Origin of the sequence: Streptomyces sp. NPDC057623, assembly GCF_042800355.1 — a bacterium.
Taxonomy (GTDB): domain Bacteria; phylum Actinomycetota; class Actinomycetes; order Streptomycetales; family Streptomycetaceae; genus Streptomyces.
The window spans coordinates 1-24,577 of record NZ_JBHVGZ010000061.1; the positions used below are offsets into that span (position 1 = coordinate 1).

General features: G+C 72.1%; 21 protein-coding genes and 4 pseudogenes. 12 read left to right on the top strand and 13 right to left on the bottom strand.

Annotated elements, in window-relative coordinates; genetic code table 11:
* Positions 1 to 111, top strand: a pseudogene (locus tag ACFU95_RS39115) (electron transfer flavoprotein subunit alpha/FixB family protein); the annotation flags it as partial.
* A 60-nt stretch (positions 112 to 171) separates the two neighbouring features.
* Here the strand turns inward: ACFU95_RS39115 and ACFU95_RS39120 are convergent.
* On the bottom strand, positions 172 to 1,080 hold the full coding sequence (locus ACFU95_RS39120; RefSeq protein WP_383838561.1) for an endonuclease/exonuclease/phosphatase family protein: 909 nt from the start codon (positions 1,078 to 1,080) through the stop codon (positions 172 to 174).
* Positions 1,081 to 1,284: 204 nt separating this feature from the next.
* Here ACFU95_RS39120 and ACFU95_RS39125 point away from each other — a divergent pair, with 204 nt between their 5' ends.
* Together ACFU95_RS39125 and ACFU95_RS39130 are read left to right on the top strand one after the other, a co-directional pair.
* Positions 1,285 to 2,589 (top strand): DUF6986 family protein, encoded by a 1,305-nt coding sequence (locus tag ACFU95_RS39125; RefSeq protein WP_383838564.1) that lies wholly within the window; start codon positions 1,285 to 1,287, stop codon positions 2,587 to 2,589.
* A gap of 105 nt (positions 2,590 to 2,694) precedes the next feature.
* Positions 2,695 to 4,761 (top strand): protein kinase, encoded by a 2,067-nt coding sequence (locus ACFU95_RS39130; RefSeq protein WP_383838567.1) that lies wholly within the window; start codon positions 2,695 to 2,697, stop codon positions 4,759 to 4,761.
* Here ACFU95_RS39130 and ACFU95_RS39135 read toward each other — a convergent pair.
* Positions 4,707 to 5,545 (bottom strand): annotated as a pseudogene (locus tag ACFU95_RS39135) (hypothetical protein). The gene ACFU95_RS39130 and the pseudogene ACFU95_RS39135 overlap by 55 nt on opposite strands.
* A gap of 25 nt (positions 5,546 to 5,570) precedes the next feature.
* On the bottom strand, positions 5,571 to 6,647 hold the full coding sequence (locus tag ACFU95_RS39140; RefSeq protein WP_383838570.1) for a LacI family DNA-binding transcriptional regulator: 1,077 nt from the start codon (positions 6,645 to 6,647) through the stop codon (positions 5,571 to 5,573).
* Positions 6,648 to 6,850: 203 nt separating this feature from the next.
* On the opposite strand from ACFU95_RS39140, the gene ACFU95_RS39145 reads away from it, so the two are divergent.
* On the top strand, positions 6,851 to 7,804 hold the full coding sequence (locus ACFU95_RS39145; RefSeq protein WP_383838573.1) for an ROK family protein: 954 nt from the start codon (positions 6,851 to 6,853) through the stop codon (positions 7,802 to 7,804).
* Positions 7,805 to 7,827: 23 nt separating this feature from the next.
* Here the strand turns inward: ACFU95_RS39145 and ACFU95_RS39150 are convergent, their stop codons facing one another.
* Complete coding sequence (locus ACFU95_RS39150; RefSeq protein WP_383838576.1) at positions 7,828 to 8,478, bottom strand: hypothetical protein; 651 nt, start codon at positions 8,476 to 8,478, stop codon at positions 7,828 to 7,830.
* A gap of 211 nt (positions 8,479 to 8,689) precedes the next feature.
* Here ACFU95_RS39150 and ACFU95_RS39155 point away from each other — a divergent pair.
* A pseudogene (locus ACFU95_RS39155) lies at positions 8,690 to 9,301 on the top strand (NAD-dependent epimerase/dehydratase family protein); the annotation flags it as partial.
* 156 nt (positions 9,302 to 9,457) lie between these two features.
* A pseudogene (locus ACFU95_RS39160) lies at positions 9,458 to 10,297 on the top strand (NUDIX domain-containing protein); the annotation flags it as partial.
* Here the strand turns inward: ACFU95_RS39160 and ACFU95_RS39165 are convergent.
* Positions 10,267 to 11,337: a protein kinase family protein gene (locus ACFU95_RS39165; protein WP_383838579.1), complete on the bottom strand. Its 1,071-nt coding sequence runs from the start codon at positions 11,335 to 11,337 to the stop codon at positions 10,267 to 10,269. The pseudogene ACFU95_RS39160 and the gene ACFU95_RS39165 overlap by 31 nt on opposite strands.
* A gap of 24 nt (positions 11,338 to 11,361) precedes the next feature.
* Positions 11,362 to 12,717: a dipeptidase gene (locus ACFU95_RS39170; RefSeq protein WP_383838582.1), complete on the bottom strand. Its 1,356-nt coding sequence runs from the start codon at positions 12,715 to 12,717 to the stop codon at positions 11,362 to 11,364.
* A gap of 133 nt (positions 12,718 to 12,850) precedes the next feature.
* On the opposite strand from ACFU95_RS39170, the gene ACFU95_RS39175 reads away from it, so the two are divergent.
* Positions 12,851 to 14,101: a geranylgeranyl reductase family protein gene (locus ACFU95_RS39175; RefSeq protein ID WP_383838585.1), complete on the top strand. Its 1,251-nt coding sequence runs from the start codon at positions 12,851 to 12,853 to the stop codon at positions 14,099 to 14,101.
* A gap of 33 nt (positions 14,102 to 14,134) precedes the next feature.
* Here ACFU95_RS39175 and ACFU95_RS39180 read toward each other — a convergent pair whose 3' ends face one another.
* A complete protein-coding gene (locus tag ACFU95_RS39180; RefSeq protein ID WP_383838588.1) occupies positions 14,135 to 14,584 on the bottom strand; it encodes a nitroreductase family deazaflavin-dependent oxidoreductase in 450 nt (149 codons plus the stop codon).
* 135 nt (positions 14,585 to 14,719) lie between these two features.
* Here ACFU95_RS39180 and ACFU95_RS39185 point away from each other — a divergent pair, with 135 nt between their 5' ends.
* From ACFU95_RS39185 to ACFU95_RS39195, 3 genes are all read left to right on the top strand, one after another.
* The gene (locus tag ACFU95_RS39185; protein WP_383838591.1) at positions 14,720 to 15,424 is read left to right on the top strand and encodes a TetR/AcrR family transcriptional regulator; all 705 of its coding nucleotides are present in this window, start codon (positions 14,720 to 14,722) and stop codon (positions 15,422 to 15,424) included.
* A gap of 218 nt (positions 15,425 to 15,642) precedes the next feature.
* A complete protein-coding gene (locus tag ACFU95_RS39190; RefSeq protein WP_383838594.1) occupies positions 15,643 to 16,902 on the top strand; it encodes a sensor histidine kinase in 1,260 nt (419 codons plus the stop codon).
* Positions 16,899 to 17,564 (top strand): response regulator, encoded by a 666-nt coding sequence (locus ACFU95_RS39195; RefSeq protein WP_383838597.1) that lies wholly within the window; start codon positions 16,899 to 16,901, stop codon positions 17,562 to 17,564. The genes ACFU95_RS39190 and ACFU95_RS39195 overlap by 4 nt, the downstream gene beginning before the upstream one ends.
* On the opposite strand, the gene ACFU95_RS39200 is transcribed toward ACFU95_RS39195, so the two are convergent.
* Positions 17,525 to 17,809: a DUF6332 family protein gene (locus tag ACFU95_RS39200; RefSeq protein ID WP_383838600.1), complete on the bottom strand. Its 285-nt coding sequence runs from the start codon at positions 17,807 to 17,809 to the stop codon at positions 17,525 to 17,527. The genes ACFU95_RS39195 and ACFU95_RS39200 overlap by 40 nt on opposite strands.
* A gap of 75 nt (positions 17,810 to 17,884) precedes the next feature.
* Positions 17,885 to 19,369 carry an MFS transporter gene (locus tag ACFU95_RS39205; protein ID WP_383838603.1) on the bottom strand — a complete coding sequence of 495 codons (1,485 nt, stop codon included), beginning with the start codon at positions 19,367 to 19,369 and terminating at the stop codon, positions 17,885 to 17,887.
* An 85-nt stretch (positions 19,370 to 19,454) separates the two neighbouring features.
* Here ACFU95_RS39205 and ACFU95_RS39210 point away from each other — a divergent pair, with 85 nt between their 5' ends.
* Complete coding sequence (locus tag ACFU95_RS39210) at positions 19,455 to 19,835, top strand: MarR family winged helix-turn-helix transcriptional regulator (protein ID WP_383838606.1); 381 nt, start codon at positions 19,455 to 19,457, stop codon at positions 19,833 to 19,835.
* Between the two features lie 41 nt (positions 19,836 to 19,876).
* Here the strand turns inward: ACFU95_RS39210 and ACFU95_RS39215 are convergent, their stop codons facing one another.
* On the bottom strand, positions 19,877 to 20,617 hold the full coding sequence (locus ACFU95_RS39215; RefSeq protein ID WP_383838609.1) for a maleylpyruvate isomerase family mycothiol-dependent enzyme: 741 nt from the start codon (positions 20,615 to 20,617) through the stop codon (positions 19,877 to 19,879).
* A gap of 46 nt (positions 20,618 to 20,663) precedes the next feature.
* Positions 20,664 to 21,053: a VOC family protein gene (locus tag ACFU95_RS39220; protein WP_383838612.1), complete on the bottom strand. Its 390-nt coding sequence runs from the start codon at positions 21,051 to 21,053 to the stop codon at positions 20,664 to 20,666.
* A gap of 251 nt (positions 21,054 to 21,304) precedes the next feature.
* Between ACFU95_RS39220 and ACFU95_RS39225 the strand changes: the two genes are divergently transcribed.
* On the top strand, positions 21,305 to 22,141 hold the full coding sequence (locus tag ACFU95_RS39225) for a helix-turn-helix domain-containing protein (protein WP_383838615.1): 837 nt from the start codon (positions 21,305 to 21,307) through the stop codon (positions 22,139 to 22,141).
* 53 nt (positions 22,142 to 22,194) lie between these two features.
* On the opposite strand, the gene ACFU95_RS39230 is transcribed toward ACFU95_RS39225, so the two are convergent.
* Positions 22,195 to 23,010 (bottom strand): SAM-dependent methyltransferase, encoded by an 816-nt coding sequence (locus tag ACFU95_RS39230; RefSeq protein WP_383838618.1) that lies wholly within the window; start codon positions 23,008 to 23,010, stop codon positions 22,195 to 22,197.
* A 146-nt stretch (positions 23,011 to 23,156) separates the two neighbouring features.
* Positions 23,157 to 24,344 carry an MFS transporter gene (locus ACFU95_RS39235; RefSeq protein ID WP_383838621.1) on the bottom strand — a complete coding sequence of 396 codons (1,188 nt, stop codon included), beginning with the start codon at positions 24,342 to 24,344 and terminating at the stop codon, positions 23,157 to 23,159.
* Positions 24,345 to 24,577: the final 233 nt, after the last annotated feature.

A 24,577-nucleotide genomic window follows, 5' to 3' on the forward strand; every position in this document is an offset into this window, starting at 1 on the left:
AACAAGGACGCCGAGGCCCCGATCTTCGACCTGGTCGACTACGGCGTCGTCGGCGACCTCTTCGACGTCGTCCCGACCCTGACCGAGGAGATCAAGACCCGCAAGGGCTGATCCCGACCGGGCACATCGAGGCCCCCGTGACCGTCCGGCGGTCACGGGGGCCTCGTGCTGTCATCCCAGGCTCAGGAACGCCTGCACGGGCAGATGGTCGCTCGGGAACTGGCCGTCGTCGGAGAAGGTGTTGATCGCCGCCCGGTGCGTCGTGACGCCGGGCGTGCTCAGGACCCAGTCGATGCGGTCGCCGCCCGGGGTCAGGGGCTTGTAGCCGTGGAAGGTCGCGTACAGCGCGCTGCGCTCGCGTGCGGTGTCCCAGGTGTCGACGAGACCGGCGCCGAGCAGGCTGTCGTACACCGTGTTCCGGTGGGCTGCGACGTTGAAGTCCCCGGTCACGACGACGGGCAGGGAGCGGTCGAAACCGGCGATCCGCGCGGCGATGAGCGTCGCGCTGCGCTCGCGCGCGTACTGGCTCACATGGTCGAAGTGGGTGTTGAGGACGTAGAACTCCCGTCCGTCGTCCGCCAGATCACGGAAGCGGATCCACGTGACCATACGGGCGAAGGCCGCGCCCCACGTGTTGGAGCCGATCACGTTCGGGGTGTCGGAGAGCCAGAAGTGGTCGTACTCGGTCGGACGGAGACGGCGGGTGTTGTAGAAGATCGCCATCGCCTCGTCGCGGCTGCCGTGCAGCCGGCCGGTGCCCAGCCAGTCGTAGTGCGGGCCGAGGTCGGAGTCGATGTCCAGCAACTGTGCGAAGACGCCCTCCTGGGTGCCGATGACATGCGGTGCCTCGCGGTGCAGCAGTTGGCGCATGACCGGTCTGCGGACGGCCCAGCTGTGGGGCTCGGTGGTGCTCGCGAAGCGCAGGTTGAAGGACATGACCTGGAGGGGGTCGCGGGCGGGGCGTTCGCCCGCCGAGGCGGAGGAGGCGGGCAGTGCTGTACTGGAGAGGGGTGCGGTGACCGCGGCTGCCAACGCGGCCTTCAGGCCCAGACGGCGCGTGACTCGGCTGTGGTTCGGCACTTCGGGCTCCTTCGGTGGGAACGGCCGGACGAGTCGAGCGGGGCGTGCGTATGGAAGTGTGATACCGCGGCCCGAGGTGGGCGTGAACATGTCGAGATGGTGGAGTGACTCCACGTGGACATGGTGTTGACCAGTGGGAAGGTCCCAGATAACTTCATTCTACGGATTGTTGATTCCGTATAGCGGAAAACAGGAGGGTGTGGGATGGGTCAGGGCCAGCAGGAGAAGGTGGCGACGAGCCTCGCGGGAGCCGTCAGTGAGGAGATCAGCGCCTCCCTCGCGCCGGTCGACGCCGAGCTGGAGCGCCGCTACCCCGGGGACCCCGGCAGCCGCCAGCCCGTCCACACCGTCTACGTCCCCGGCGACGTCTTCGCCGCCGACACCATCCGCTCCTGGGGCGACCAGGCGCTCGCCTCCCTCGACGAACACGCCCCGGACGCCGCCTCCTTCGCCGCCGTCCTCGGCCTGTCCGCCGAACTCGCCGAGCCCGTGTACGCGCGCGTGCGCGCCAAGCTGGAGCGCGAGCCGATCGAGGACCTGCGCGTCGACTTCGAGGACGGCTACGGCCCCCGCCCCGACGCCGAGGAGGACGAGTCGGCAGCCCGCGCGGCACGCCTGATCGCCGAGGCGTACCAGAACGGCACGGCGGCCCCGTACATGGGCATCCGCATGAAGTGCATGGAGGCACCCGTACGTGACCGCGGCATCCGCACCCTCGACGTCTTCCTCACCGGCCTGACGGAGGCCGGCGGCCTGCCCGAGGGGCTGGTGCTCACGCTGCCGAAGGTGACGTACCCCGAGCAGGTCACCGCCATGGTGCGGCTCCTGGAGGAGTTCGAGAAGGCGCGCGGTCTCGAGCCCGGCCGGATCGGCTTCGAGATCCAGATCGAGACCAGCCAGTCCATCCTCGCCACCGACGGCACCGCCACCGTCGCCCGGATGATCCAGGCCGCCGAGGGCCGCGCCACGGGCCTGCACTACGGCACCTTCGACTACAGTGCCTGCCTCGGCGTCTCGGCCGCCTACCAGGCCAGCGACCACCCGGCCGCCGACCACGCCAAGGCGATCATGCAGGTCGCGGCGGCGGGCACCGGCGTCCGCGTCTCCGACGGCTCGACGAACGTCCTGCCGGTCGGTCCGACCGAGAAGGTCCACGACGCCTGGCGACTGCACTACGGCCTCACCCGCCGCGCCCTCGCCCGCGCCTACTACCAGGGCTGGGACATGCACCCCGGCCACATCCCCACCCGGTACGCGGCCGTCTTCGCCTTCTACCGTGAAGGTTTTGAGCAGGCCGCGGCCCGGCTCGCCCGGTACGTCAACCGGGCCGGCGGCGACGTCATGGACGAGCCCGCCACCGCCAAGGCGCTCGGCGGCTACCTGCTGCGGGGCCTTGACTGCGGGGCCCTCGACATCGCCGAGGTCGCTCGGCTGACCGGCCTGACCCGAGCCGACCTGGAGGGCTTCGCGGCGCCCCGGAGGGGCGATTTGACGGCTTCCGCGAAGTAGCTGGACCTGTCACATTCGCAACCACCGGCTGGTGTTGTCACCGCTGCCCCTTAGTCTGTACGCCACGCGTCGACGCGTCAGTGGTGTCACAGGAACGGGGCAGCGGTGTCATCGGGGGACAACGGACAGGCGGACGAGACCGGTCGGCTGCTGGCCGGGCGTTATCGCGTGCTGGGGCAGCTCGGCCGCGGCGGCATGGGCGTGGTCTGGCGGGCCGTCGACGAGGTGCTGGGCCGCGAGGTCGCCGTCAAGGAACTGCGCACCTACTCGGACGCGGACGGTCCCGAACTCGCCGATTTGCGGCTGCGGATGCAGCGCGAGGCCCGCGCGGCGGCCCGCGTCAAGCATCCCGGCGTCGTCGCCGTGCACGACGTCGCCGAGGTCGACGGACGCCCGCTGATCGTCATGGAACTGGTCGACGGCCCTTCCCTGGAGGCGGTGCTGCGCGAGCGCGGCACCCTCGATCCGCGCGAGGCGGCCGGCCTCGGCGCCAAGGTCATGGAGGCGCTGGCCGCCGCCCACCGGGCCGGTGTCCTGCACCGTGACGTCAAGCCCGGCAACATCCTGCTCGAACGCACCGGCCGCGTCGTCCTGACCGACTTCGGCATCGCCACCATGGACGACCCGGCCGACGGCTCGGCCACCCACCTGACCCGCACCGGCCATCTCGTCGGCTCCCTGGACTACATGGCCCCCGAGCGCGCCCAGGGCGCCGATCCGGGCCCGTCCTCGGACGTCTGGGCCCTGGGCGCCACGCTGTACGCCGCGGTGGAGGGCTCCGCGCCCTTCCGCCGTACGTCGACCTTCTCCACGCTCACCGCCATCGTCAGCGAGCCCCTGCCGGAGCCCCGTAACGCCGGCCCCCTCGGCCCCGTCCTGCAGCGGCTGATGGACAAGCGGTCCGAGTCCCGCCCCGAGGCCGACGAGGCGCGGGAACTCCTCCGGGCGGTGGCCGACTCGGGCGGCGCGGACGCGCCCACGGCGGCCCTACGCGGCTCGCCGGCAGCCGGGCCCGTCCCCGACGAGACGGAGCGCAGCGTCCCCTCGGCGCCGGCGGGAGCCGCCGGGCAGGCGTACGGCGTCGGGCAGCCGAGCGCGCCGGGTGCTCAGGGCGGCGACACGCCGCAGCAGGGCGTACCCGCCTCCGACCTGCCCGGGGCACCGCGCTTCGGGATCGCGGCGCAGGGCGCGCCGTCGGCTCAGGGTCCCGCGACTGACGGCCAGGGCACGCCGCCGGCACAGGACTTCGGCGCCGTCGGCCATCCCGGCCCGGCGGGACACGCAGGACAGGGACAGGGACAGGGACCCGGACACGGCGCCCCGGGGCAGCCGACCGCCTCGTCGTACGGCGCCCCGCCAGGACCGTACGGCCAACCCCCGTACGGCTTCGGCGGCCCGGCCCCGCAGCCGCACGACCCGCATGCAACCGGCCCGATGGTCACGTCCTCCGGCTCCCCTGCCCGGCGCAAGGGCCGCGCCCTGCTCGCCGCCGTGGCCGTCACCGTCGTCCTCGCGGCGGCCGGCGTCACGGTCGCCCTGGTGAACAACAAGGGTGATGCCAGGACCGAGGCACAGGACACCTCGGCCACCACCTCCACGGGCGCCTCCGCCCCGGCGACCGGCAGCCCCGACGCCCGCCCCTCGGGCGACGCGGGCCTCACCGACAAGGGCGACGACAAGAAGTCCCCCGACGCGACAAGGTCCCCCAGCGGCACGGCGGGGACCGAGCCCACCGACCGGCCCACCACCTCGTCCCCGACGAAGACCTCGGGCGGGGGCGGCAGCGACGGGGGCACCACCGGCGGCGGATCCGGCGACGGCGGTACCACCGGCGGTGGAGGAACGACGGGCGGCGGAGGGACCACGGGCGGGGGCAGCACCCCGCAGCCCGACGCCTGCCACTCGATCGGTGGCGGCAAGTACAACTGCCAGGTCTGGACGCAGGCCAAGTCGTACACGGCCTCCGGCACCGAGGTGGGTTTCCTCAAAGCCGGCACCAACTACTTCTACTGCCAGCAGAACCTGGGCCGCCGCGAGACCTCCGGTCAGTGGACCAACGTCTGGTGGGCCAAGACAGACGACGACAGCGGCAACACGAACGTCTACATCAGCGACGTCTACATCGAGGGCGGCAACAACGACGAGCCGGTACCCGGACTCCCGGTCTGCTGAACCCGGTCCGCTGAACTCAGGTCCGCTGAACCCCGACGTACCTCTCCAGCCCGGAGGCCGTCACCATCCGCTCCTGCGCGAACAGCCGGGTGCCCCGCTCGCACAGGCGCGCGTCGGCTCGCGCCCGCGCGCAGAACTCCTCGGGCGTGGCACCGAACAGCTTCCGCAACCGGGCCGAGCCCACCAGGAGCTCGGTGATCAGCGCCCGCTGACCGGGGTGGGTGCGCGGCGCGCCGGTGCCGCCGTGCAGGACGCCATGGCGGTTGACGTACACGAAGGCGCCCGGGAGCGTGCCGCCGTCCGCCAGCTCGAACCGCAGGTCGGGCGCCGGCAGCCAGACACGGTCGTAGTTGCCGTGCGGCACGGGTACGCCCTCGCTCGCGTCGATCACCTCCAGCTGCTCGGCGTCGAGCCAGGTGACGAACAACTCCCGTACGTGGCCGGGTGCGTCGAAGGGGGACGCGGACACGTACCCCAGGCGGCTCACATGCGCCGAGACGCCCACCTCGATGCCGGTGATCCGGACCTTCACCATGGGGATGGGGGAGGTGATGCCGAACGCGTCCATCTTGCGCCGCAGCTGGCCGGGGCAGGCGTTGGAGCCGACCGCGAGGACGGGCACGCGGTCGTCGTGCACCAGACGCTCCAGGGGCAGCAGCCGGTCACCGTCGAGGAGCCCGGAGTCCGACGGCCAGGCGCCCGGGTAGAGCAGCGGCTGATCGCGTGGTGCGTCGGCCAGGCCGAGCGCCTCCAACGTGCGGCCGTGCGAAGGCCACGACGGCATGCTCGCGCGGTCGTCCATGGGCCGCTCAGTCCGCCGGCGGCAGTTCGCCCGAACCGCGTGTGACCAGGCGCGTGGGCAGCTCGATACGTTCGGGGGTGACCAGGGTCCCGTCGAGCTGGCGGAACAGACGCTCGGCGGCGGTACGGCCGAGGGTCGCGGCGTCCTGGGCGACGACGGTGACGCCCGGCTGGAGCAGGTCGGCCAGTTCGATGTCGTCGAAGCCGACGAGGGCGACCCGACGGGTCTGCTCGGCGAGCACCCGGATCACGGTGACCGTCACCCGGTTGTTGCCCGCGAAGATCGCGGTGACAGGGGAGGGGCCGGAGAGCATCTCCTCCGCCGCCCGGCGCACCCGCTCCGGACCGGTGACGCCCAGGGACATCCAGGAGTCCTCCACCGGTATGCCCGCGTCCTCCATGGCGGCCCGGTAGCCGCGCAGCCGCTCCGCGGCCGTGTGGATGCGGGGCATGTCGCCGATGAAGCCGATCCTGCGGTGGCCGTGGGCGATGAGATGGGCGACGCCGTCACGGGCGCCGCCGTGGTTGTCGGACAGGACGCAGTCGGCGTCGATCTGCCCGGCCGGCCGGTCGACGAACACCGTGGCGACGCCCGCCTTGAGCTCCGGCTCCAGGTACCGGTGGTCGTCACCGGCCGGAATGATCACCAGCCCGTCCACCCGCCGTGCGCACAGCGCCAGCGCCAGCTCCTGCTCGCGGTCCGGGTCCTCGGCGCTGGAGCCGTTGATCAGCAGGGCCCCGTGGGCCCGGGCGACCTCCTCGACCGCGCGGCTGAGCGGACCGTAGAAGGGGTCCGCGAGATCCTCCAGGACCAGGCCGATGCTCGCCGTACGACCTTTGCGCAGCACCCGCGCGCTGTCGTTGCGGCGGAAGCCCAGGGCGTCGATGGCCTCCTGGACGCGGCGCTCCGTCTCCGGGGTGACACCGGGCTCACCGTTCACCACGCGCGAGACGGTCTTCAGACCGACTCCGGCCCGCGCCGCGACGTCCTTCATGGTCGGACGATTGCCGTAGCGGTTCTCCGGAGCGCGGTCGGAGCGGCGGATGGTCTCGGGCACGATGCGGTGTCCTGTCCTGTCGTCCACGGGATGCGTCGGTCCATGGGGATGCGTAGGGCCATGGGCTTGTATGAGGATGTGGCGTCGAGCATAGGGCCTGGACAACGTTGTCAGATCCAGGGGACACTGTCCACCGCAATCTCCGGCCTGCGCCCCCACCGCGAGACCGGTCACCCGATTCCCGTGGTTGACGGGGAGATCCGAATGGTTGACGGGGAGAACTGACACTCATGCACACCGACCTCGTGGCTGCGCTCGACATCGGCGGCACCAAGATCGCCGGAGCCCTGGTGGACGGCCACGGCACGATCGTGGCCCGGGCCCAGCGCGCGACGCCCGCGCGAGAGGACGGCGAAACGGTGATGCGAGCCGTCGAGGAGGTCGTCGGCGAACTCACCGCCTCGCCCCTGTGGAACCGCGCCACGGCACTCGGCATCGGCAGCGCGGGGCCCGTGGACGCCTCCGCGGGCACCGTGAGTCCGGTGAACGTGCCCGGCTGGCGCGACTATCCCCTGGTCCGGCGGGTCCAGGAGGCGGCCGGGGGCCTGCCCGTCGAGCTGATCGGCGACGGTGTGGCCATCACGGCGGCCGAGCACTGGCAAGGGGCCGCGCGGGGCCACGACAACGCGCTCTGCATGGTCGTGTCCACGGGTGTCGGCGGCGGACTCGTACTGAACGGCCGGCTGCACCCCGGCCCCACCGGCAACGCGGGCCACATCGGTCACATCAGCGTCGATCTGGACGGCGACCTGTGCCCGTGCGGTTCGCGCGGCTGTGTGGAGCGCATCGCCAGCGGTCCCCACATCGCCCGGCGGGCCATCGAGAACGGCTGGCGTCCAGGGCCGGACGGGGACACGTCCGCCGCCGCGGTCGCGGCCGCCGCGCGCGACGGCGACCCGGTGGCCGTCGCCTCCTTCGAGCGGGCCGCGCAGGCCCTGGCCGCCGGGATCGCGGCCACCGCGACCCTCGTCGAGATCGACATCGCCGTGATCGGCGGGGGAGTGGGCAAGGCGGGCGACATCCTGTTCACGCCGCTGCGCAAGGCCCTGCACGACTACGCCACCCTCTCCTTCGCCCAGCAGCTGACCATCGCGCCGGCCCAGATGGGCACGGACGCCGGGCTGGTGGGGGCCGCGGCGGCCGCGCTCGCGGGGAGGACGGGGGCGACCGCGGCGGGGGTGTGAGGGCCCGGCACGGGCAGGAACGTTCAGACGCAGGGACGCGGCGGCTGGGTTCCGTCCGTGCAACTCCTGCTGGGCGACGTCGCTCGCAGGGCCGCCGAGAGGGCCGGCAGGGAGTCCGCCGACGCGTACAGCGTTGCCGCGTCCACCAGCCCGGCTGCGCCCAGGTCGAGGCGGACCGGGGGGTCCAGGTGCAGGGCCGCGTTCAGCGAACTGCCCACCGAGCAGGCGACCGCCCCCGGCTCGCCCGGCACCGGCCGCGGGCCCCTGCCCGCAACCGTGCGGACCACCGAGGACGCGGAGCGGACCGCCGGGCGCGGCAGCGTCACCTCCCCGAGGAAACCGGTCCGCAGGGACACCCGCTCCGCGTCCACCTCGTGCGGATGCCGGAGCACCGTCGCCACCAGCCCGAGCCCGGCCAGGACCAGCAGTGCCTCGAACGCCGCGTGCACCGGCCGGGCCGCGGGCGGCAGCATCGAGGACAGCGGGAAGGCCACCACGATCTCCATCGCCACCAGGGGCAGCACCAACTGCCGCACCCCCGCCGAGTGCCTCAGCCCGGGCACCGGCCCGCGCCGCGCCAGCACCGCCGCCAGCGACCCGGCCCAGACGCGTACGACACCGAACCAGCTCGGCCCGGCGGTCACGGTCCCCGTCACCCGCTCTGTCGCCGTCACTCCTGCTCCCGTTCCCTCGCTCCGGCTTCAACTTCCTCCAGATTCGCGGGAGTCGCCGAGGCAGGGCAGTGACAAATGTCAACGACTCATCCGCGCCTCCGCCCAGTCCGCGTGATCGGAGTCGCCGTCGACGCCGAGGAGAGCTCGGCAGGCTTTTTGAACACGTTCAACACTCTGCGCCAGGCTCGTTCCCACACGCGAGGGGGAGCCGATGAAGATAGTGATTCCCGGGGGAACCGGGCAGGTGGGCGCGATTCTGAACCGTGCGCTGAGCGGCGCGGGCCACGAGGTCGTCGTCCTGACCAGGCGGCCCACGCGGGACGGCGAGGTCCACTGGGACGGGGAGACGCCGGGCCCCTGGACCGCGGCGGTCGACGGCAGCGACATCGTGATCAATCTGGCCGGGCGCAGCGTCAGCTGCCGCTACACCGTGCCCAATCTGCGGGCCATGATGGATTCGCGGGTGCACTCCACCCGGGTCGTGGGCGAGGCGATCGCGCGCGCCGCCCGGCCGCCGCGGGTCTGGCTCCAGATGGGCACGGCCACCGTCTACGCCCACCGCTTCGACGCGCCCCACGACGAGGCGACGGGCGTCATCGGCGGCAGCGAGCCCGATGTGCCGGACTACTGGGCCTACAGCGTCGAGATCGCCAGGGCCTGGGAGCGGGCCCAGGAGGAGGCCGACACGCCGCACACCCGGAAGGTCGCCCTGCGTACCGCCATGGTCATGAGCCCCGATCGCGGCGGCGTGCTCGACATCCTGCTGCGGCTGGCACGGCTGGGGCTCGGCGGCCCTGTCGCGGGCGGCGCGCAGTACGTGTCCTGGATCCATGACCGCGACTTCGTCCGTGCGGTCGAGTTCCTGGTCGACCGGCCCGATCTCGCCGGCCCGGTCAACCTGGCCGCTCCCGAACCGCTGCCGCAACGCGCGTTCATGCGGGCACTTCGCTCCGCATGGGGCGTCCCCGTCGGCCTGCCCGCGACGAAGTGGATGGCGGAGCTCGGCGGGACCCTCGTGGTTCCGATGACGTTGCTGCGCCAGGAGTACCGGGACGAGATCTTCGGCGGCCTCGCCGCCCGCCGTATCACCGTTCGGCATGTGCTCCTCGCCCCGGCGGAAACGATCCTGCGCGAGCGAATAGCCGGACGGGAACTTCCGCCCGAGCCACCTGACGGCGAGATACGCATCCGGCAGTGGTCGTACGACCACATAGAGCCGTATCGCGCCGCACTCGCCTCCTGGCTCACCGCCGACGCGTATCCCGTCGACAACGGTGGCCTGAACCCGTACGAGACCGCCGTCCGCATCGCCGAGGCGGTCGGCGGCGGCACGGTCCCCGTCTGCGACATCGTGCAGACGCCCGAGCCCACCGCCGAGACCGTCGCCTCGGGCGTACTGCTCTTCGACGAGCAGGACCGGGTGCTCCTCGTCGACCCCACCTACAAGGCGGGCTGGGAGTTTCCCGGCGGTGTCGTCGAACCGGGCGAGGCCCCCGCGCAGGCGGGCATCCGCGAGGTCGCCGAGGAGACGGGGATACGGCTGGACGACGTGTCACGGCTCCTAGTCGTCGACTGGGAGCGGCCCCTGCCCCCCGGGTACGGAGGTCTGCGCCTGCTCTTCGACGGCGGCCGCCTCGACTCCACCGAGGCCGAACGCCTCCTGCTGCCCGGACCCGAGCTGCGCGACTGGCGCTTCGTCACCGAGGAGGAGGCGGCCGACCTGCTCCCACCGGTGCGCTACGAGCGGCTGCGCTGGGCGCTTCGGGCGCGCGAACGCGGGGCCGCGCTCTATCTGGAGGCCGGGATTCCCATGTTCTGAACCATGCCGAACACCTCCGCGTCCGGGTACGGCGTCAGCCTGCTCTCCTGGTCCCACCGGTGCACGAACTCGCCCATCACGACAGCTCCTCTGGCGTGCCGGGCGATGATGTCGGCGGCGGCCCGCGGGATCCCGCCGCCGGGCCGCGCACCGTCGGCGCAGGCCCGGATGAAGGCGCTCCGCTCCTGTCCGCGGTACCCGTACAGCTCGGTGACGAGCCAGATCACTCGGAACCAGCTGGTGTAGGCGCGGTCGTAATGGCGGTGCCGGGCGAAGAAGTCGCGCTCCCGCCGGGACAGCCGGAAGCGTGCGGAGAGCGCGAGGCCGTAGTCGGCGAGGTAGAGCCGCCGGCCGTCCGTGAGGACGTTCTGGAAGTGCGCGTCGAAGTGCAGCAGCCCCTGCGCGCCCAGGAAGGCGGTGACGGCTTCGAGGCCCTGTTCCACCAGGGCACAGGCGCCCTCCGCGTCGCCCGTCGCGAGCTGGTCGCCGAGCCAGTCGTGCAGGGTGTGCGGAACGTACTCCAGGAACAGCGCCAGAGCCGAGGTGGCCGTGCGCAGGCCCTCGATGCGCTCGCGTACCCGCGGGCCGCCGCCCCAGAAGGCGACGGCCCGCTCCACGTCGGCCAGGTCGTCGGGCAGGGGCTGCGGCGGCTGCGACAGGACCCGCCAGTGGTGCATCAGCGGAAAGCCCGCGAACCGGTCGGACAGGACCCAGTTCGTGGTCATGGTGTGCACCGCGAGCTCCCGCCAGGCGCCGACGCCCGGGCCTCCGACGCTGCCGATGCCGTAGTGGCAGAAGGGCGGCACGGCGAAGACGTCGGCCGTCGACCGGACGTTCTCCGGGAGCAGTTCGGTGTCGGTGAGCCGGACCAGTTTCACGAAGACCCGGACGCCGTTCACCTCGATCACCTTCGTGGGCCCGCCGATCCCGGTGCCCATCGGCGTCCCCTCCGCCACGAGCTCCGCGAGCTCGTGGTCGGACAGCAGCGCCAGGGACGTGGCGATGTCGGCGTGGGCGGTGCGGCGCTCGGAGCGGGTCATGGACCCATCCTCAGCGCAAGTGCCTCAGCTCGCCGCGTAGTTGCGCAGGAACAGCGCCTCGGCGACCGACAGACGCTCCAGCTCCTTGGGCGACACGCTCTCGTTCACGGCGTGGATCTGGGCCTCCGGCTCGCTCAGGCCGATGAGGAGGATCTCCGCGTGCGGGTAGAGGGAGGCGAGGGTGTTGCACAGCGGGATCGAGCCACCCTGGCCGGCGTACTGCATCTCCCGGCCCGGATACGCCACCGACATCGCGTCGGCCATGGCCTGGTACGCCGGGCTGCTCGTGTCGGCGCGGAACGCCTGGCCCTGGCCTGTCTGCTCGGTGCGCACCCGGGCACCCCACGGGGTGTGCGTCTCCAGGTGGGCCTGGAGCAGCTTGGTCGCCTGGGCCGCGTCCACGCCCGGCGGCACCCGCAGGCTGATCAGCGCCCGTGCGCTCGCCTGCACGGACGGGGTGGCGCCGACGACCGGCGGGCAGTCGATGCCGAGGACCGTGACGGCGGGGCGCGCCCAGATGCGGTCGGCGACCGTGCCGGAGCCGATCAGCTGCACGCCGTCGAGGACCTTGGCGTCCTGGCGGAACTGCTCCTCCTCGTACTGGAGCCCCTCCCACGACGACTCACCGGTCAGCCCGTCCACGGTCGTCGAGCCGTCTTGCGCGCGCAGCGAGTCCAGTACGCGTACCAGCGCGCCGAGCGCGTCGGGCGCGGCCCCGCCGAACTGGCCGGAATGCAGGTTGCCTTCGAGTGTGTCGATCTGCACGCGGACGAGGGTCATGCCGCGCAGGGTCGAGGTGACCGTCGGCAGGCCGACGCGGAAGTTGCCCGCGTCGCCGATCACGATGGTGTCGGCCTCCAGCAGGTCCGGGTGCTGCTCGGCGTACCGCTCCAGACCGCCCGTGCCCATCTCCTCCGAGCCCTCGGCGATCACCTTCACGTGCACCGGCACGCCGCCGTTCGCCTTGAGGGCGCGCAGCGCCAGCAGGTGCATGATCAGGCCGCCCTTGCAGTCGGCGGCCCCGCGCCCGTACCAGCGGCCGTCGCGTTCGGTCAGCTCGAAGGGCGGGGTGCTCCAGGCGGCCTCGTCGAGCGGGGGCTGCACGTCGTAGTGGGCGTACAGCAGGACCGTCCTCGCGCCCTCGGGGCCGCGCAGGTAGCCGTACACCGACTGTGTGCCGTCGGGGGTGTCGAGCAGTGCCACGTCCTCGAAGCCCTCGGCGCCGAGCGCGTCGGCGACCCAGCGGGCGGCACCCTCGCTCTCGCTCTTCGGGAACTGGTCGAAGTCCGCCACCGATTTGAATGCCACCAGTTCGGTGAGCTCCGCCTTGGCCCGGGGCATCAGCGAGGCGACGGTCTCGGCGACCGGATTCGACGACATGGGCACGCTCCTTGTGGGTGCGACGTTGTACCTGTGAGTGCTGTGATCCTCCCACAGCGGCCTGCGACGATGCCCGCCGTAGGATGCGGGAGACAGCAGCAGGCGGCGGCTTGAGCGGGAGCAGTAGACCATCGTGAGCAGCGAGAACTCTTCGGCGGACGACGTGCGGCAGGTGTGGGACGTCGTCGTGGTGGGCGCGGGGCCCGCGGGTGCTTCGGCCGCGTATGCGGCGGCCGTCGCCGGACGGCGCGTGCTGGTGCTGGAGAAAGCGGAGCTGCCGCGCTACAAGACATGTGGCGGCGGCATCATCGGCCCTTCGCGGGACTCGCTCCCGCCCGGCTTCGAACTGCCCTTCCGTGACCGCGTGCACGCGGTCACCTTCTCGAACAACGGCCGCTTCACCCGGACCCGGCGCTCCAAGCAGATGCTGTTCGGGCTGATCAACCGTCCCGAGTTCGACCAGCAGCTCGTCGAGCACGCGCAGAAGGCGGGCGCCGAGCTGCGCACGGGCGTCACCGTGCAGCGCGTCGAGCAGCACGGCTCGGCGGTGCCGGACCGGCGCAGCGTCGCCGTCGTCCTCCAGGGCGGCGAGACGTTGCTCGCGCGGGCCGTCGTCGGCGCGGACGGCAGCGCGAGCCGGATAGGAGCGCATGTCGGGGTCAAGCTCGACCAGGTGGATCTCGGCCTGGAGGCGGAGATCCCGGTGCCGGAGACGGTCGCCGAGGACTGGAGGGGACGGGTGCTCATCGACTGGGGTCCGATTCCCGGCAGTTACGGCTGGGTGTTCCCCAAGGGGGAGACACTGACCGTGGGCGTGATCTCGGCGCGCGGTGAAGGGGCCGCCACCAAGCGGTACCTGGAGGAGTTCATCGGCCGGCTCGGGCTCGCCGGATTCGAACCGAGCGTCTCCTCCGGCCACTTGACGCGCTGCCGTGCCGACGACTCGCCGCTGTCACGCGGCCGGGTGCTGGTGTGCGGTGACGCGGCGGGCCTGCTGGAGCCGTGGACGCGCGAGGGAATCTCGTTCGCGCTGCGGTCGGGGCGGCTCGCGGGGGAGTGGGCGGTGCGGATCGCCGAGGCGCACGACGCGGTGGACACCCGGCGCCAGGCCCTGAACTACGCCTTCGCGGTGAAGGCGGGACTCGGCGTCGAGATGAGCGTCGGCAAGCGCCTGCTGACCGCGTTCGAACGCCGTCCGGGTCTCTTCCACGCCACGCTGACCGGCTTCCGGCCGGCCTGGAAGGCGTTCATGGACATCACCCGCGGCTCGACGTCACTGGCCGAGATGGTCCGCACCCACCCCATGGCCCACCGCGCCCTCACCGCGATGGACCGCCGCCAGACGCCGACGCCGACGCCGGCCGATGACGAGGGCACTTCCTGACGGTGCTCCGCGGGCTTCCGCTGCCGAACCGGGTCACTTCTCGACGGTGATCCGGAAGACCGGGTGGTCCGGGGCCGCCGCGATGAGCTCCTCGTCGGAGGACTTCGCGGTGACCCCCTGGAAGTACTGGTTGACCTCCCAGCCCCACTTCTCCAGGTAGGTCCGCAGAATCGGGAGCTTCTCCTCGTCGGGAAGCTCCACCGCGGCGAACTCACGCACCTTGCGTCCGACGCGCAGCTCCCCGCCGCCGGCGGCGCGCATGTTGCGCACCCACTGGGAGTGGCCGCGGGCCGAGACGAGGTACCGCGTGCCGTCGTACGTGTGCGGGTTGACCGGAATGCGCTGCATCCTGCCGCTCTTGCGCCCGCGCACCGACATCTCCGCCGTGCCCGCGATGCTGAGCCCGTGCCGGGCCAGCCAGCCGATGACGCTGTTGAGGCGGACGTTCAGCGGGCTGCCCTTGAGGTAGTACGGCGATGTCATGGTGACCCCCGGAGTCCGAACGATTGAGAGAGCGGTGCTCTCGCTTGAGAGCAGTGTGCACGAACTCCCCGACCCAAAGCAAGAGCAGTGCTCTCGCTTGTGTGCACTGCTCTGTTTCGTGGGAGACTTCCCCACATGAGCAGCACAGCACAGGGCGCCCGCGCCCGCGCGCGGATGGAAGTCACCGCGGCCATCAAGGACGAGGCGCGCAGACAGCTCGCGGCCGAGGGTGCCGCCAAGCTCTCGCTGCGCGCCGTGGCCCGTGAGCTCGGCATGGTCTCCTCCGCGCTCTACCGCTACTTCCCCAGCCGCGACGACCTGCTGACCGCGCTCATCATCGACGCCTACGACTCCCTCGGCGAGAGCGCCGAGGCCGCGCACGACAAGGCCGTCGACGCCGGGCCGGTTCCGCGCTGGACGGCGGTGGCGGAGGCCGTACGGGACTGGGCGCTCCGGCATCCGCACGAGTACGCGCTGATCTACGGCTCGCCCGTGCCCGGGTACACCGCGCCCGACACCACGGTCCCGCCCGCCTCCCGCGTCGGCCTCGTCCTCATCGGCATCCTGCGCGACGCGCACGGGGCGTCGGCCCTCACCGAACCGGAACCCCTGCCCGCCGAACTGCGCCCCGAGGCCGAGCGCATGACCGCCGACCTGGCCCCCGGCCTCCCCCCGGCGAACGTCGCGGCCCTCGTCGCCGCCTGGGCCCAGCTCTTCGGGCTCGTCGGGTTCGAGCTGTTCGGGCAGTTCAACCGGGTCGTGGCGGACCGGGAGACGTTCTTCCGGCATGCGGCGGGCCGCCTCGCGCACGGGGTCGGCCTGGTGGACGAGCGGCCGTAGACCGACGCGAGCCGGCAGGGCACCGGCAGCGGTTCCCCGAGCCGAGCATTCCGGTGCACACCGTCCTTCCTGTCGTACGCCACGTCCGGGGTCGTCTTCCGTGTCGTGCTGCTGCCGGTGACGATGCGGCTCGCCGCCGACGTACTTCGCCGGGAGTACGTGTGATCACCACGCGCGGGTGACGCCGCCCGGCGGTCATCGCGTCTAGCGTGGCGGACATGGACGAGCAGCAAGGACGCCGGTTCGGCGGTCCGCCGATGTGGTGGCGGCACGGGCCGCCGTGGTGGAACCGCTGGGACGACGAGGAGCACGCGCCTCGCCTGCCCTGGCGCTCCACCCTGCTGATCACGGCCTTCGTGATGGCCGGTTCGAACTTCGCGGCCGAGGGCCAGGGGGGCCACCGGGAGCATCTCGACCCCTTCGCACGAGTGCTGCTGCTCGTGGCGTCGGGACTGCTGTTGTGGCGCAAGCGGTATCCGGTGGCCGTCGTGTTCGGGACGTCGGTGGCCGCCACGCTCTACCTGGGCGCCGGCTACCCCTACGGACCGGTCTTCCTGGCCGTGGCGGTGGCCTGCTTCAACGCCATCCTCACGGGGCACCGCAAGGCCGCCTGGGCGGCGGTCGGCGTGTTCTGGGCCGGGCACGCCCTGGTGGCCCACTGGCTGTACCGGTGGCTGCCGCCGTCCGGTGACCCGGCCGCGCCCTGGGGGCAGGAGGGCGTGATCGCCGCCTGGGTGGCGGCGATCCTGGCGGTGTCCGAGCTGGCCAGGACCCGGCGCGAGCAGTGGGCGAAGGAGCGGGCCGAGCGGGCGCAGGCGGCGCGGCGGCGTGCCGACGAGGAGCGGCTGCGGATCGCCCGCGAACTGCACGACGTCCTCGCGCACAGCATCAGCGTGATCAATGTGCAGGCGGGCGTGGGCCTGGCGCTGCTCGACACCGATCTTGAGCAGGCGCGCACGGCGCTCACCACCATCAAGGCCCAGAGCAAGGAGGCGCTCGGCGAGGTCCGCCAGGTCCTGGACACCCTGCGTACCCCCGGCGACGCCCCCCGCGCCCCGGCGCCCGGCCTCGACCGGCTGCCCGAACTGGTGGAGCAGGCCGCGAGTGCGGGCCTCACCGTCGAGGTCGAGGGCGAGCCGCCCCGCCTGGCGCCCGGCACGGACCTGGCTGCCTTCCGGATCGTCCAGGAGGCCCTCACCAATGTCGTACGCCACTCGGGCTCGCGGCACGCACGCGTGTACCTCGATCACGACGACCGCACGACGCTCCGGCTGCGGATCGACGACGACGGTCCGGCGACCGGAGCCGACGCGGGCGGCAGCGGCAACGGACTCGCCGGAATGCGGGAGCGGGCTGCCGCGCTCGGTGGCACGATCGAGGCGGGCCCGCGTGCCGACGGGGGGTTCCGGGTGCTCGCCGTACTGCCGTTGCAGGCACCCGCCGGCGAACCGAACAGCGACGTCAAGGAGGACCGGTGATCCGCGTACTGCTCGCCGACGACCAGTCACTGGTGCGGGCCGGTTTCCGGGCGCTGCTCGACGCCCAGCCCGACATCGACGTGGCCGCCGAGGCCGCCGACGGCGAGGACGCGCTGCGCAAGGTGCGCGAACTGCGGCCCGACGTCGTCCTGATGGACATCCGCATGCCGCTCCTCGACGGTCTCGCCGCGACCCGCCGGATCACCGGGGACGGTGAGCTGACCGGCGTCAAGGTGGTCATGCTCACCACCTTCGAACTCGACGAGTACGTCTTCGAGGCCATCCGCTCGGGCGCCTCCGGGTTCCTGGTCAAGGACACCGAGCCGGAGGAACTCCTGCGTGCCGTACGGGCGGTGGTCGAGGGTGACGCGCTGCTGTCGCCTGGTGTGACCCGGCGTCTGATCGCCGAGTTCGCCGCCCGCTCCAAGGAGCCCGTGGCGGCCGGTGCTCTCACCGAACTCACCGAGCGCGAACGGGAGGTGATGGCGCTGGTCGGCATCGGGCTGTCCAACGAGGAGATCGCCCGCCGCCTGGTGGTCAGCCCGCTCACCGCGAAGACCCACGTCAGCCGCACGATGGTGAAGCTCGGCGCCCGGGACCGGGCCCAACTCGTGGTGCTGGCCTACGAGTCCGGGCTGGTACGGCCGGGCTGGTTGGGCTGAGACCGCTTCCGGAACCGGGTCAGGACGCTGACGACCCGGGCGAAGAACAGCACCACCGCGACGGTGGCGCCCACGCTGACGAGTGTGCCGCGCGCGCCCTGCAACACGTCGAAGACGAACACCGGCCCGACGATCGCCCCGAACACCACCGCCGCCGCGAACGCGGCACTGAACAGCGCGTACCCGATCTCGACGGTCATCGCGTCCCGCTCGGCCTGACGGCGCCGTCCCCCGTGACTCTCCATACCCCGAGTCAAACAGCCGTGCGCCCGGTGGAGCAAGCGGCTTCGCCGGGCGCACGGTGTCGGAGGCGTCCCCCTTCAGTCGCGGACCGCCACGCGCTCCGCTTCCGCCTCCTTCATGGTGGACCTGGCGACCACGACGCTCTGCCGTGTGCGCCGCGGGCGCAGTCCGGTGAGGGCGATCAGCAGGCCCGCGACCGCGATCGCCGTGACCACGGCCAGAGCGGGCAGGTAGCTGTCGAGGACCGCCTGCGGGGACGCGGTCTTCTCGGGCGTGTTCGCCGTCAGGACCGCCGTCACGACGGCCAGGAAGAGTGCACCGCCCACCTGGACCGAGGTGTTGAGCAGGCCCGAGACCATGCCCTGCTCGTGTTCGTCGACGCCGTTCGTGGCCTGGACGTTGAGCGAGGGGAAGGTCAGTGCGAAGGCCGAGCCGACCAGCAGCATCGTGGGCAGGATGACCGCCGCGTAGGCCGGGTCGAGGTCGATGCGCAGGAACAGGACATAGCCCGCGACCATCAGGGCGAAGCCGATCGCGATCAGCCGGGCCGTGCCGAACCGGTCGATGACCGCACCGACCTTCGTCGCCGACAGCGCCACGAGCGCGCCCGCCGGCAGGAAGGCCAGGGCTGTGTGCAGCGCTGACCAGCCGAGCAGCTGCTGCATGTACAGCGTGACCAGGAACTGGAAGCCGATGTAGCTGCCGACGAACGTCAACGCCCCGAGCTGGGCCCGCACCTGGGCTCCCGAGCGCAGCACGCCCAGGCGGATCAGCGGGCTCGGGCTGCGCAGCTCGACGCGGACGAAGGCCGTCAGCAGGACGACGACGGCGACGAAGGACAGGACCGTGCGGGCCGAGCCCCAGCCCACCTCGGGTGCCTCGACGACGGTGAACACGAGCAGCAGCATCGAGGCGGTGCCGAGGATGGCGCCGGGGACGTCGTAACCGCCGGTCGTCCGTTCGCGCTCGCTGCGCGGGAGCAGCTTCAGGCCGGCGACCAGGGCTGTCAGCGCGACGGGCGCCGGGAGCAGCATGGTCAGGCGCCAACTGGCCTCGGTGAGCAGGCCGGAGAAGACGAGCCCCATCGAGTAGCCGGTGGCGGCACAGGTGGTGTAGATCGCCAGCGCGCGGTTGCGTACCGGGCCCTCGGCGAACGTGGTGGTGATGATGGACAGGCCGGCGGGCGCGGTGAAGGCGGCGGCCAGGCCCTTGACGAAACGGCTGGCGATCAGCAGCGCGCCCGAGTCGACGAGCGCGCCGAGCAGTGAGGCGAGCGCGAAGACGGCGAGGGCCACCAGGAAGACCTGGCGTCGGCCCAGCAGGTCGGCGGTCCGTCCGCCGAGGAGCAGCAGGCCGCCGTAGCCGAGGATGTAGCCACTGACGATCCACTGGAGGGTCGAGGTGGACAGGCCCAGGTCGGCGCCGATGGACGGCAGGGCGACGCCGACCATCGACACGTCCAGCGCGTCCAGGAACATAGCGGCGCACAGCACCAGCAGGGTGCCCCACAGCCGGGGGGTCCAGCGTCCGTCGGACGCCGGGGTGGTGAGCGGAGAGGTCATGGCGACGACACTACATGCGCATGCATCAACTGCAAGTGCATTTAATGCCGATGCAATAATTGCGGTTCTCTGCTACGGTGCGCCCATGGCGGCGGAGAAGCCCGAGCAGGCGCTGGTGGACCACTGGCACGACATCCTGGCGCTGCACGCGCGCACGCAGTGCGAACTCGACCGCGTCCTCGGCCGACACGGCCTGTGCGCAAGCGACTTCGAGGTCCTGGACGTGCTGGCGGACGGCTCGTGCCCGTCGTACCGCGTGCAGGAGATCTCCGAGCGCGTCCACCTGAGCCAGAGCGCCCTGTCGCGGCTGATCGCCCGGCTGGAGAAGGACGGGCTCGTCGAGCGCGGCATGTGCCCCGAGGACCGGCGGGGCGTGAAGGTGTGTCTCACGGCGAAAGGGCGCACGCTGCACGGCGCGGTGCTGCCGGTGCAGCGTGCGGTGTTGACGAGGATGCTGGCCGACTGACCGGCGCAGGGCCCGGGTTCGGACCCGCGTAGGGCCCGGGGTCAGCTCCAGGTGACGGCGGAGTTCTCCCGCCACAGCGTGGCGAGCGAGGCGTCGCCGGTCACCTGGGGGAAGGGCAGCCGGTTCCACAGCGACAGATACAGCCGCGCGACCGGCCCGGAGATCTCGCAGTCGGCCCGGTCGGAGCCGCCCCGCTCGGCCGCGGGCGGCTCCTGCGACAACCGTACGGTCCACACGGCGTCGTCCGTGTCCGTCGCCCGCACCCGCAGCACCCGGGGCTCGGCACTGCGGACCCGGCTCTTCGGCCGGGCGTGGAAGGCCCGCAGCAACTCGTCGACACCGTCCGCCGCGAAGCCGGCGTCGATCCCGCTCGGCGTGCCCCCGCGGGCCGTCTCGGCGTCGAAGCGGTGCACGGTCGTCTCGTGCGCCTGCCGGCGGGCCCAGAACGCGAGGGGCGACGGCGCGGGCAGAAAGTGCCAGCACCGCACGTCGGCGGGGGCGTCGGCGAGGGTGTCGACGAGGTGACGATGCCCCTCCCTGAACCAGGTGAGCAACGCGGTGCCGTCCAGGTCGGGCAGGCCGCCGTCGGGGTGGTAGGCGGTGTGCCCCTCGGCGACGAACGCCGCCGCCCAGCGGTGCACCATCCCCGTGTGCCGCAGCAGATCGCGCACCTGCCAGTCGGGACAGGTCGGCACCTTGGCGTCCGGCCCGGCCTCTTCGGCGGCCGCGAACAGCAGCTGGCCCTCGTGGTCGAGGGTTCGAACGAAGTCGGCTGTCTCCATGGGGGTGAGTGTGCCGGATGGAGTGCGGTCGAGGGGTGGCGCCGGTTCAGGACGCGGTGGGGAAGAGGCAGAACTCGTTGCCCTCCGGGTCGGCCAGGACCCAGTGGTCCTCGTGACGGGCCAGAACGGTCGCACCGAGGCCGGTGAGCCGCCCGATCTCCGCCTCCGGGGCGCCGGAGACCAGGTCCAGGTGCAGGCGGTTCTTCACCCGCTTCGGCTCCGGCACGAGCTGACACCACAGACGCGGGCCACCGCCAAAGGCCTCGACGAGCACGGTCGGATCCTCCTCCGGGCCGGCGATCCCCAGCGCCCGCAGACGCGCGAGCTCGGCGTCGTCGTACGGGGCGACGGCGTAACCGTCGAGTGCGGCGGCCCAGAAGCGGGCCGTGGCGGCCGGGTGGGCACAGTCGATGACGATGTCGTGGAGTCGCGCCATCCGGTCATGATGCGGACCCGGGGCGGGGTGGACAACGGGCGGGGAGAACCGGTCCGTCACGCCCGCGACCGAGCCGGAGTTCATCCCCGGGACTCGAAGATCACGTACCCGACAGCCCCTAGGATGGCGGCCGCACCGCTCGTCTGCGCGCCGAGTCGCGGACACCGCAGGGAGAATGCCTATGCGCCCCGACGAGGCCGCGTTACACCCCGGCCGACAGCAGCGTTGTGGACGGTGGGTCGGCCGGGCCCATGGTGTCGCGTCTGGTGCTGGGGGTCCGGCTGCGCAGGCTGCGGGAGGAGCGGTGCGTCTCCCGGGTGGCGGCGGGGCAGGCCATCCGTGCCTCCCGGTCCAAGATCAGCCGACTGGAGGGTGGCCGCCACGGGGTCAAACCGCGTGACGTGGCCGATCTGCTCACCCACTACGGCGTCACGGACGAGGCCGAGCGTGCCACCCTGCTGACCCTGGCCGAACAGGCCAACGCACCTGCCTGGTGGCAGTACTACGGTGATGTGGTGCCCGCCTGGACGCAGGCCTACCTCGGGGTCGAACAGGCGGCGAGCCTCATCCGCTGCTTCGAGGTCCAGCGTGTTCCCCACGTGCTCCAGACGCCTGACTACGCGCGCGCCTCCCTCCGGCTCGCCCACCCGGACGCCGGTGCGCGGGAGGTCGACCGGCGGTGCGCGCTGAGGATGACACGGCGGCGGATCCTGCACCGCCGGCCGGCGGCGCGGCTCTGGGCCGTGATCGACGAGGCGGCGCTGCGCCGCCCGGTGGGCGGTCGCGACGTGATGCGCGATCAGCTCAGGCATCTCATCGAGAGCTGCCGACGCCCGAACGTCACCGTCCAGATCATGCCGTTCCTCGCCGGCGGCCACGCCGCGGAAGCCGGCCCGGTGACCATCCTGCGCCTGCCCGGCGGTCTCCTGCCCGACGTGGTCTGTCTGGAGCGGCTCGCGACCGCCCTCTATCCCGACCGGCCGCACGAGATCGAGCGCTACTGGGATGTCATGAACCGCCTGGTGGTCGAGGCCGAATCGCCGGACGAGACTCCGACGATTCTCCATCGCGTCCTCCAGGAGACCTGATCCGCGGTGTGGTCCGGCGGCAGGCGGGGACCGGCGGCCGCTCGCCGCGGGGTTCAGCGCTTGCGGGCCACACCGCCGTACTGGTGCACCTCCGCGGGCAGACCCCAGGCACCGGCGTCGGGACGCCAGCGCGAGCACGAGGCCACACCGGGTTCGAGTAGGTCCAGACCGTCGAAGAAGCCCGCGATCTGCTCGGGGCTGCGCAGGATGTACGGGATCGAGCCGCCGTCGTTGTACTGCTGGATGGCCTGGACGTAGGACTCGCTGGTGTCGGTGCTGTCGTAGTGCACGAGGTAGCTGCCGGAGGGCAGCGCGTCCACCAGCTGCCGCACGATCGAGCGGGCCTCGTCGTAGTCCTCGATGTGGCCCAGGATGCCCATCAGCATGAGGGCGACCGGCTGGTCGAAGTTCAGCGTCTTCCCGGCTTCGCGCACGATGGTGCCCGGGTCGCGCAGGTCGGCGTCGACGTAGTTGGTGACGCCCTCCGGGGTGCTGGTGAGCAGCGCGCGGGCGTGGGCCAGCACCAACGGGTCGTTGTCGACGTAGACGATCCGGCTGTCCGGGGCGAGTCGCTGCGCGATCTCATGGGTGTTGTCCACGCTGGGCAGCCCGGTGCCGATGTCCAGGAACTGCCGGATGCCCTCCTCGGCGGCCAGATGACGAACGGCGCGGGCGAGGAAGTACCGGGCGGCACGGGCTCCGGTCTCGATACCGGGGAAGATCTTGCGGAAGGCGTCACCGGCCACCCGGTCGACTTCGTAGTTGTCCTTTCCGCCCAGCCAGTAGTTCCAGATCCGAGCCGACTGCGGCACCGAGGTGTCGATCTTGGGCAGTGCCTCCTGCCCGGAGTTCTCCGGCTCATCGGTCATGGACGCTCCCGTATCCGTGTAGTCGGAACCACGAGGCCGGTGAACACCGGTCGTGTACGCCCACGTTATTCCCCGCGGCGCGACTCGTGTGCATCACCTGCCCCAACTCGCCTTTCCCTGAACGTCTGTTGGCGGGTGACCGAGGCTCAACCCCTGGCCGCCGGCCCGCGCGTCGCCGCTCGTCGCGTGAGGAGTCCGACGACCGCTGCCGTGGCGGCGAGGGCGGCGACGCTGGTGAGCGCGAGGGGAAGGGAGAACCAGTCCGCCATGAAGCCGATGGCGGGCGGGCCCAGGAGCATGCCGCCGTAGCCGAGGGTGGAGGCGATCGCGACTCCGTCGGGTCCGGCCAGTGTTCCGGCGCGTTCGACGGCGACGGGGAAGAGGTTGGCGAGGCCGAGCCCGGTGATCACGAAGCCGAGGAGCGCCGCCCAGAGGGAGGGGGCGAGTGCGCCGAGGAGCATCCCGGCCGCGGCGGTCGCGCCACCCGAGACGAGGGTGCGGGTCTGTCCCAGGCGCTCCAGCAGCCAGGCGCCGGTGAGCCTGCCGACGGTCATGGCGAGCGCGAAGCAGGAGTAGCCGACCGCCGCCGCGCCCGGTGTGGCGTGGAGGTCCTGTTCCAGGTGCAGGGCGCTCCAGTCGGCCAGCGCTCCCTCGCCGTAGGCCGTGCACAGGGCGATCAGGCCGAAGGTGACGACGAGTCGACGGGTCCGGGCGTCCAGGCGGCGGGGCGCGGCCTCGTCCTTCCGTGAGCTCTCGGGAGGTTCCGGGGACCGGACGCGCAGCAGGACGCGGCCCGCCAGGGCGGTGACGACCAGCCCGATCACGGTGAGGCCGAGCAGATGCCGGGTGGGGGACAGCGCCCCGGCGACGAGCCCGCCGAGACCGGCGCCGATCATGCCGCCCAGGCTGAAGGCGGCGTGGAAGCTGGGCATGATGGGCCGCTTCAGAGCTCGGCCCAGATCGACCGCCGCGCTGTTGAACGCGACGTTGATGCCTCCGTAGGCGGCGCCGAAGAGCAGCAGGACGGCGCCGAGGGCCGGCGCGGAGTGGGTCAGCGGGGGCAGGGCGACGCTGAGGGAGAGCAGGATGCCGCAGACGACGGTGACGAGGTGGCTGCCGTAGCGGCGGCAGAGGCGGCCGGTGAGCACCATCGTGACGACGGCTCCGGCGGAGACGCCGAGAAGGGCGAGGCCCAGGGCGCTGGCGGAGGCGCCGGTCTGCTCCTTGATGGCGGGGATGCGGACGACCCACCCGGCGAAGATGAATCCGTCGAGGGCGAAGAAGGTGGTCAGGGCGATGCGGAGGAGGGTGAGGTCGTTCTCGGGGCCCGGCACGGCGTTGTGCGTTCGGGTTTTGTTTATTAGCGGCACAAATTCAGGCTAGGTGGGGGCGGGGGAGACGACAAGGGGAGACGGCGGGGGCGCGAGGCGTACGCCGGGCGGGCACATGGGCGGCGGCGCGGGGCCACGCGGGAGGCGTGCTCCCGTCCGGTCGCACCGCGTCCAGGGGCGTCGTCCCCGGGCCGACTGTCCGGGTGCCGTCCGAAGTGCGACGCTGGGACGAGAGG

Bases quoted from the DNA above. Each gene is read 5' to 3' on its own strand.
- ACFU95_RS39145 (WP_383838573.1), top strand. From the start codon at position 6,851: ATGCACACCGACCTCGTGGCTGCGCTCGACATCGGCGGCACCAAGATC.
- ACFU95_RS39220 (WP_383838612.1), bottom strand. From the start codon at position 21,053: ATGGCGCGACTCCACGACATCGTCATCGACTGTGCCCACCCGGCCGCC.
- ACFU95_RS39180 (WP_383838588.1), bottom strand. From the start codon at position 14,584: ATGACATCGCCGTACTACCTCAAGGGCAGCCCGCTGAACGTCCGCCTC.
- ACFU95_RS39165 (WP_383838579.1), bottom strand. From the start codon at position 11,337: ATGACCCGCTCCGAGCGCCGCACCGCCCACGCCGACATCGCCACGTCC.
- ACFU95_RS39205 (WP_383838603.1), bottom strand. From the start codon at position 19,369: ATGACCTCTCCGCTCACCACCCCGGCGTCCGACGGACGCTGGACCCCC.
- ACFU95_RS39125 (WP_383838564.1), top strand. From the start codon at position 1,285: ATGGGTCAGGGCCAGCAGGAGAAGGTGGCGACGAGCCTCGCGGGAGCC.
- ACFU95_RS39210 (WP_383838606.1), top strand. From the start codon at position 19,455: ATGGCGGCGGAGAAGCCCGAGCAGGCGCTGGTGGACCACTGGCACGAC.
- ACFU95_RS39230 (WP_383838618.1), bottom strand. From the start codon at position 23,010: ATGACCGATGAGCCGGAGAACTCCGGGCAGGAGGCACTGCCCAAGATC.
- ACFU95_RS39170 (WP_383838582.1), bottom strand. From the start codon at position 12,717: ATGTCGTCGAATCCGGTCGCCGAGACCGTCGCCTCGCTGATGCCCCGG.
- ACFU95_RS39190 (WP_383838594.1), top strand. From the start codon at position 15,643: ATGGACGAGCAGCAAGGACGCCGGTTCGGCGGTCCGCCGATGTGGTGG.
- ACFU95_RS39185 (WP_383838591.1), top strand. From the start codon at position 14,720: ATGAGCAGCACAGCACAGGGCGCCCGCGCCCGCGCGCGGATGGAAGTC.
- ACFU95_RS39215 (WP_383838609.1), bottom strand. From the start codon at position 20,617: ATGGAGACAGCCGACTTCGTTCGAACCCTCGACCACGAGGGCCAGCTG.
- ACFU95_RS39225 (WP_383838615.1), top strand. From the start codon at position 21,305: ATGGTGTCGCGTCTGGTGCTGGGGGTCCGGCTGCGCAGGCTGCGGGAG.
- ACFU95_RS39200 (WP_383838600.1), bottom strand. From the start codon at position 17,809: ATGGAGAGTCACGGGGGACGGCGCCGTCAGGCCGAGCGGGACGCGATG.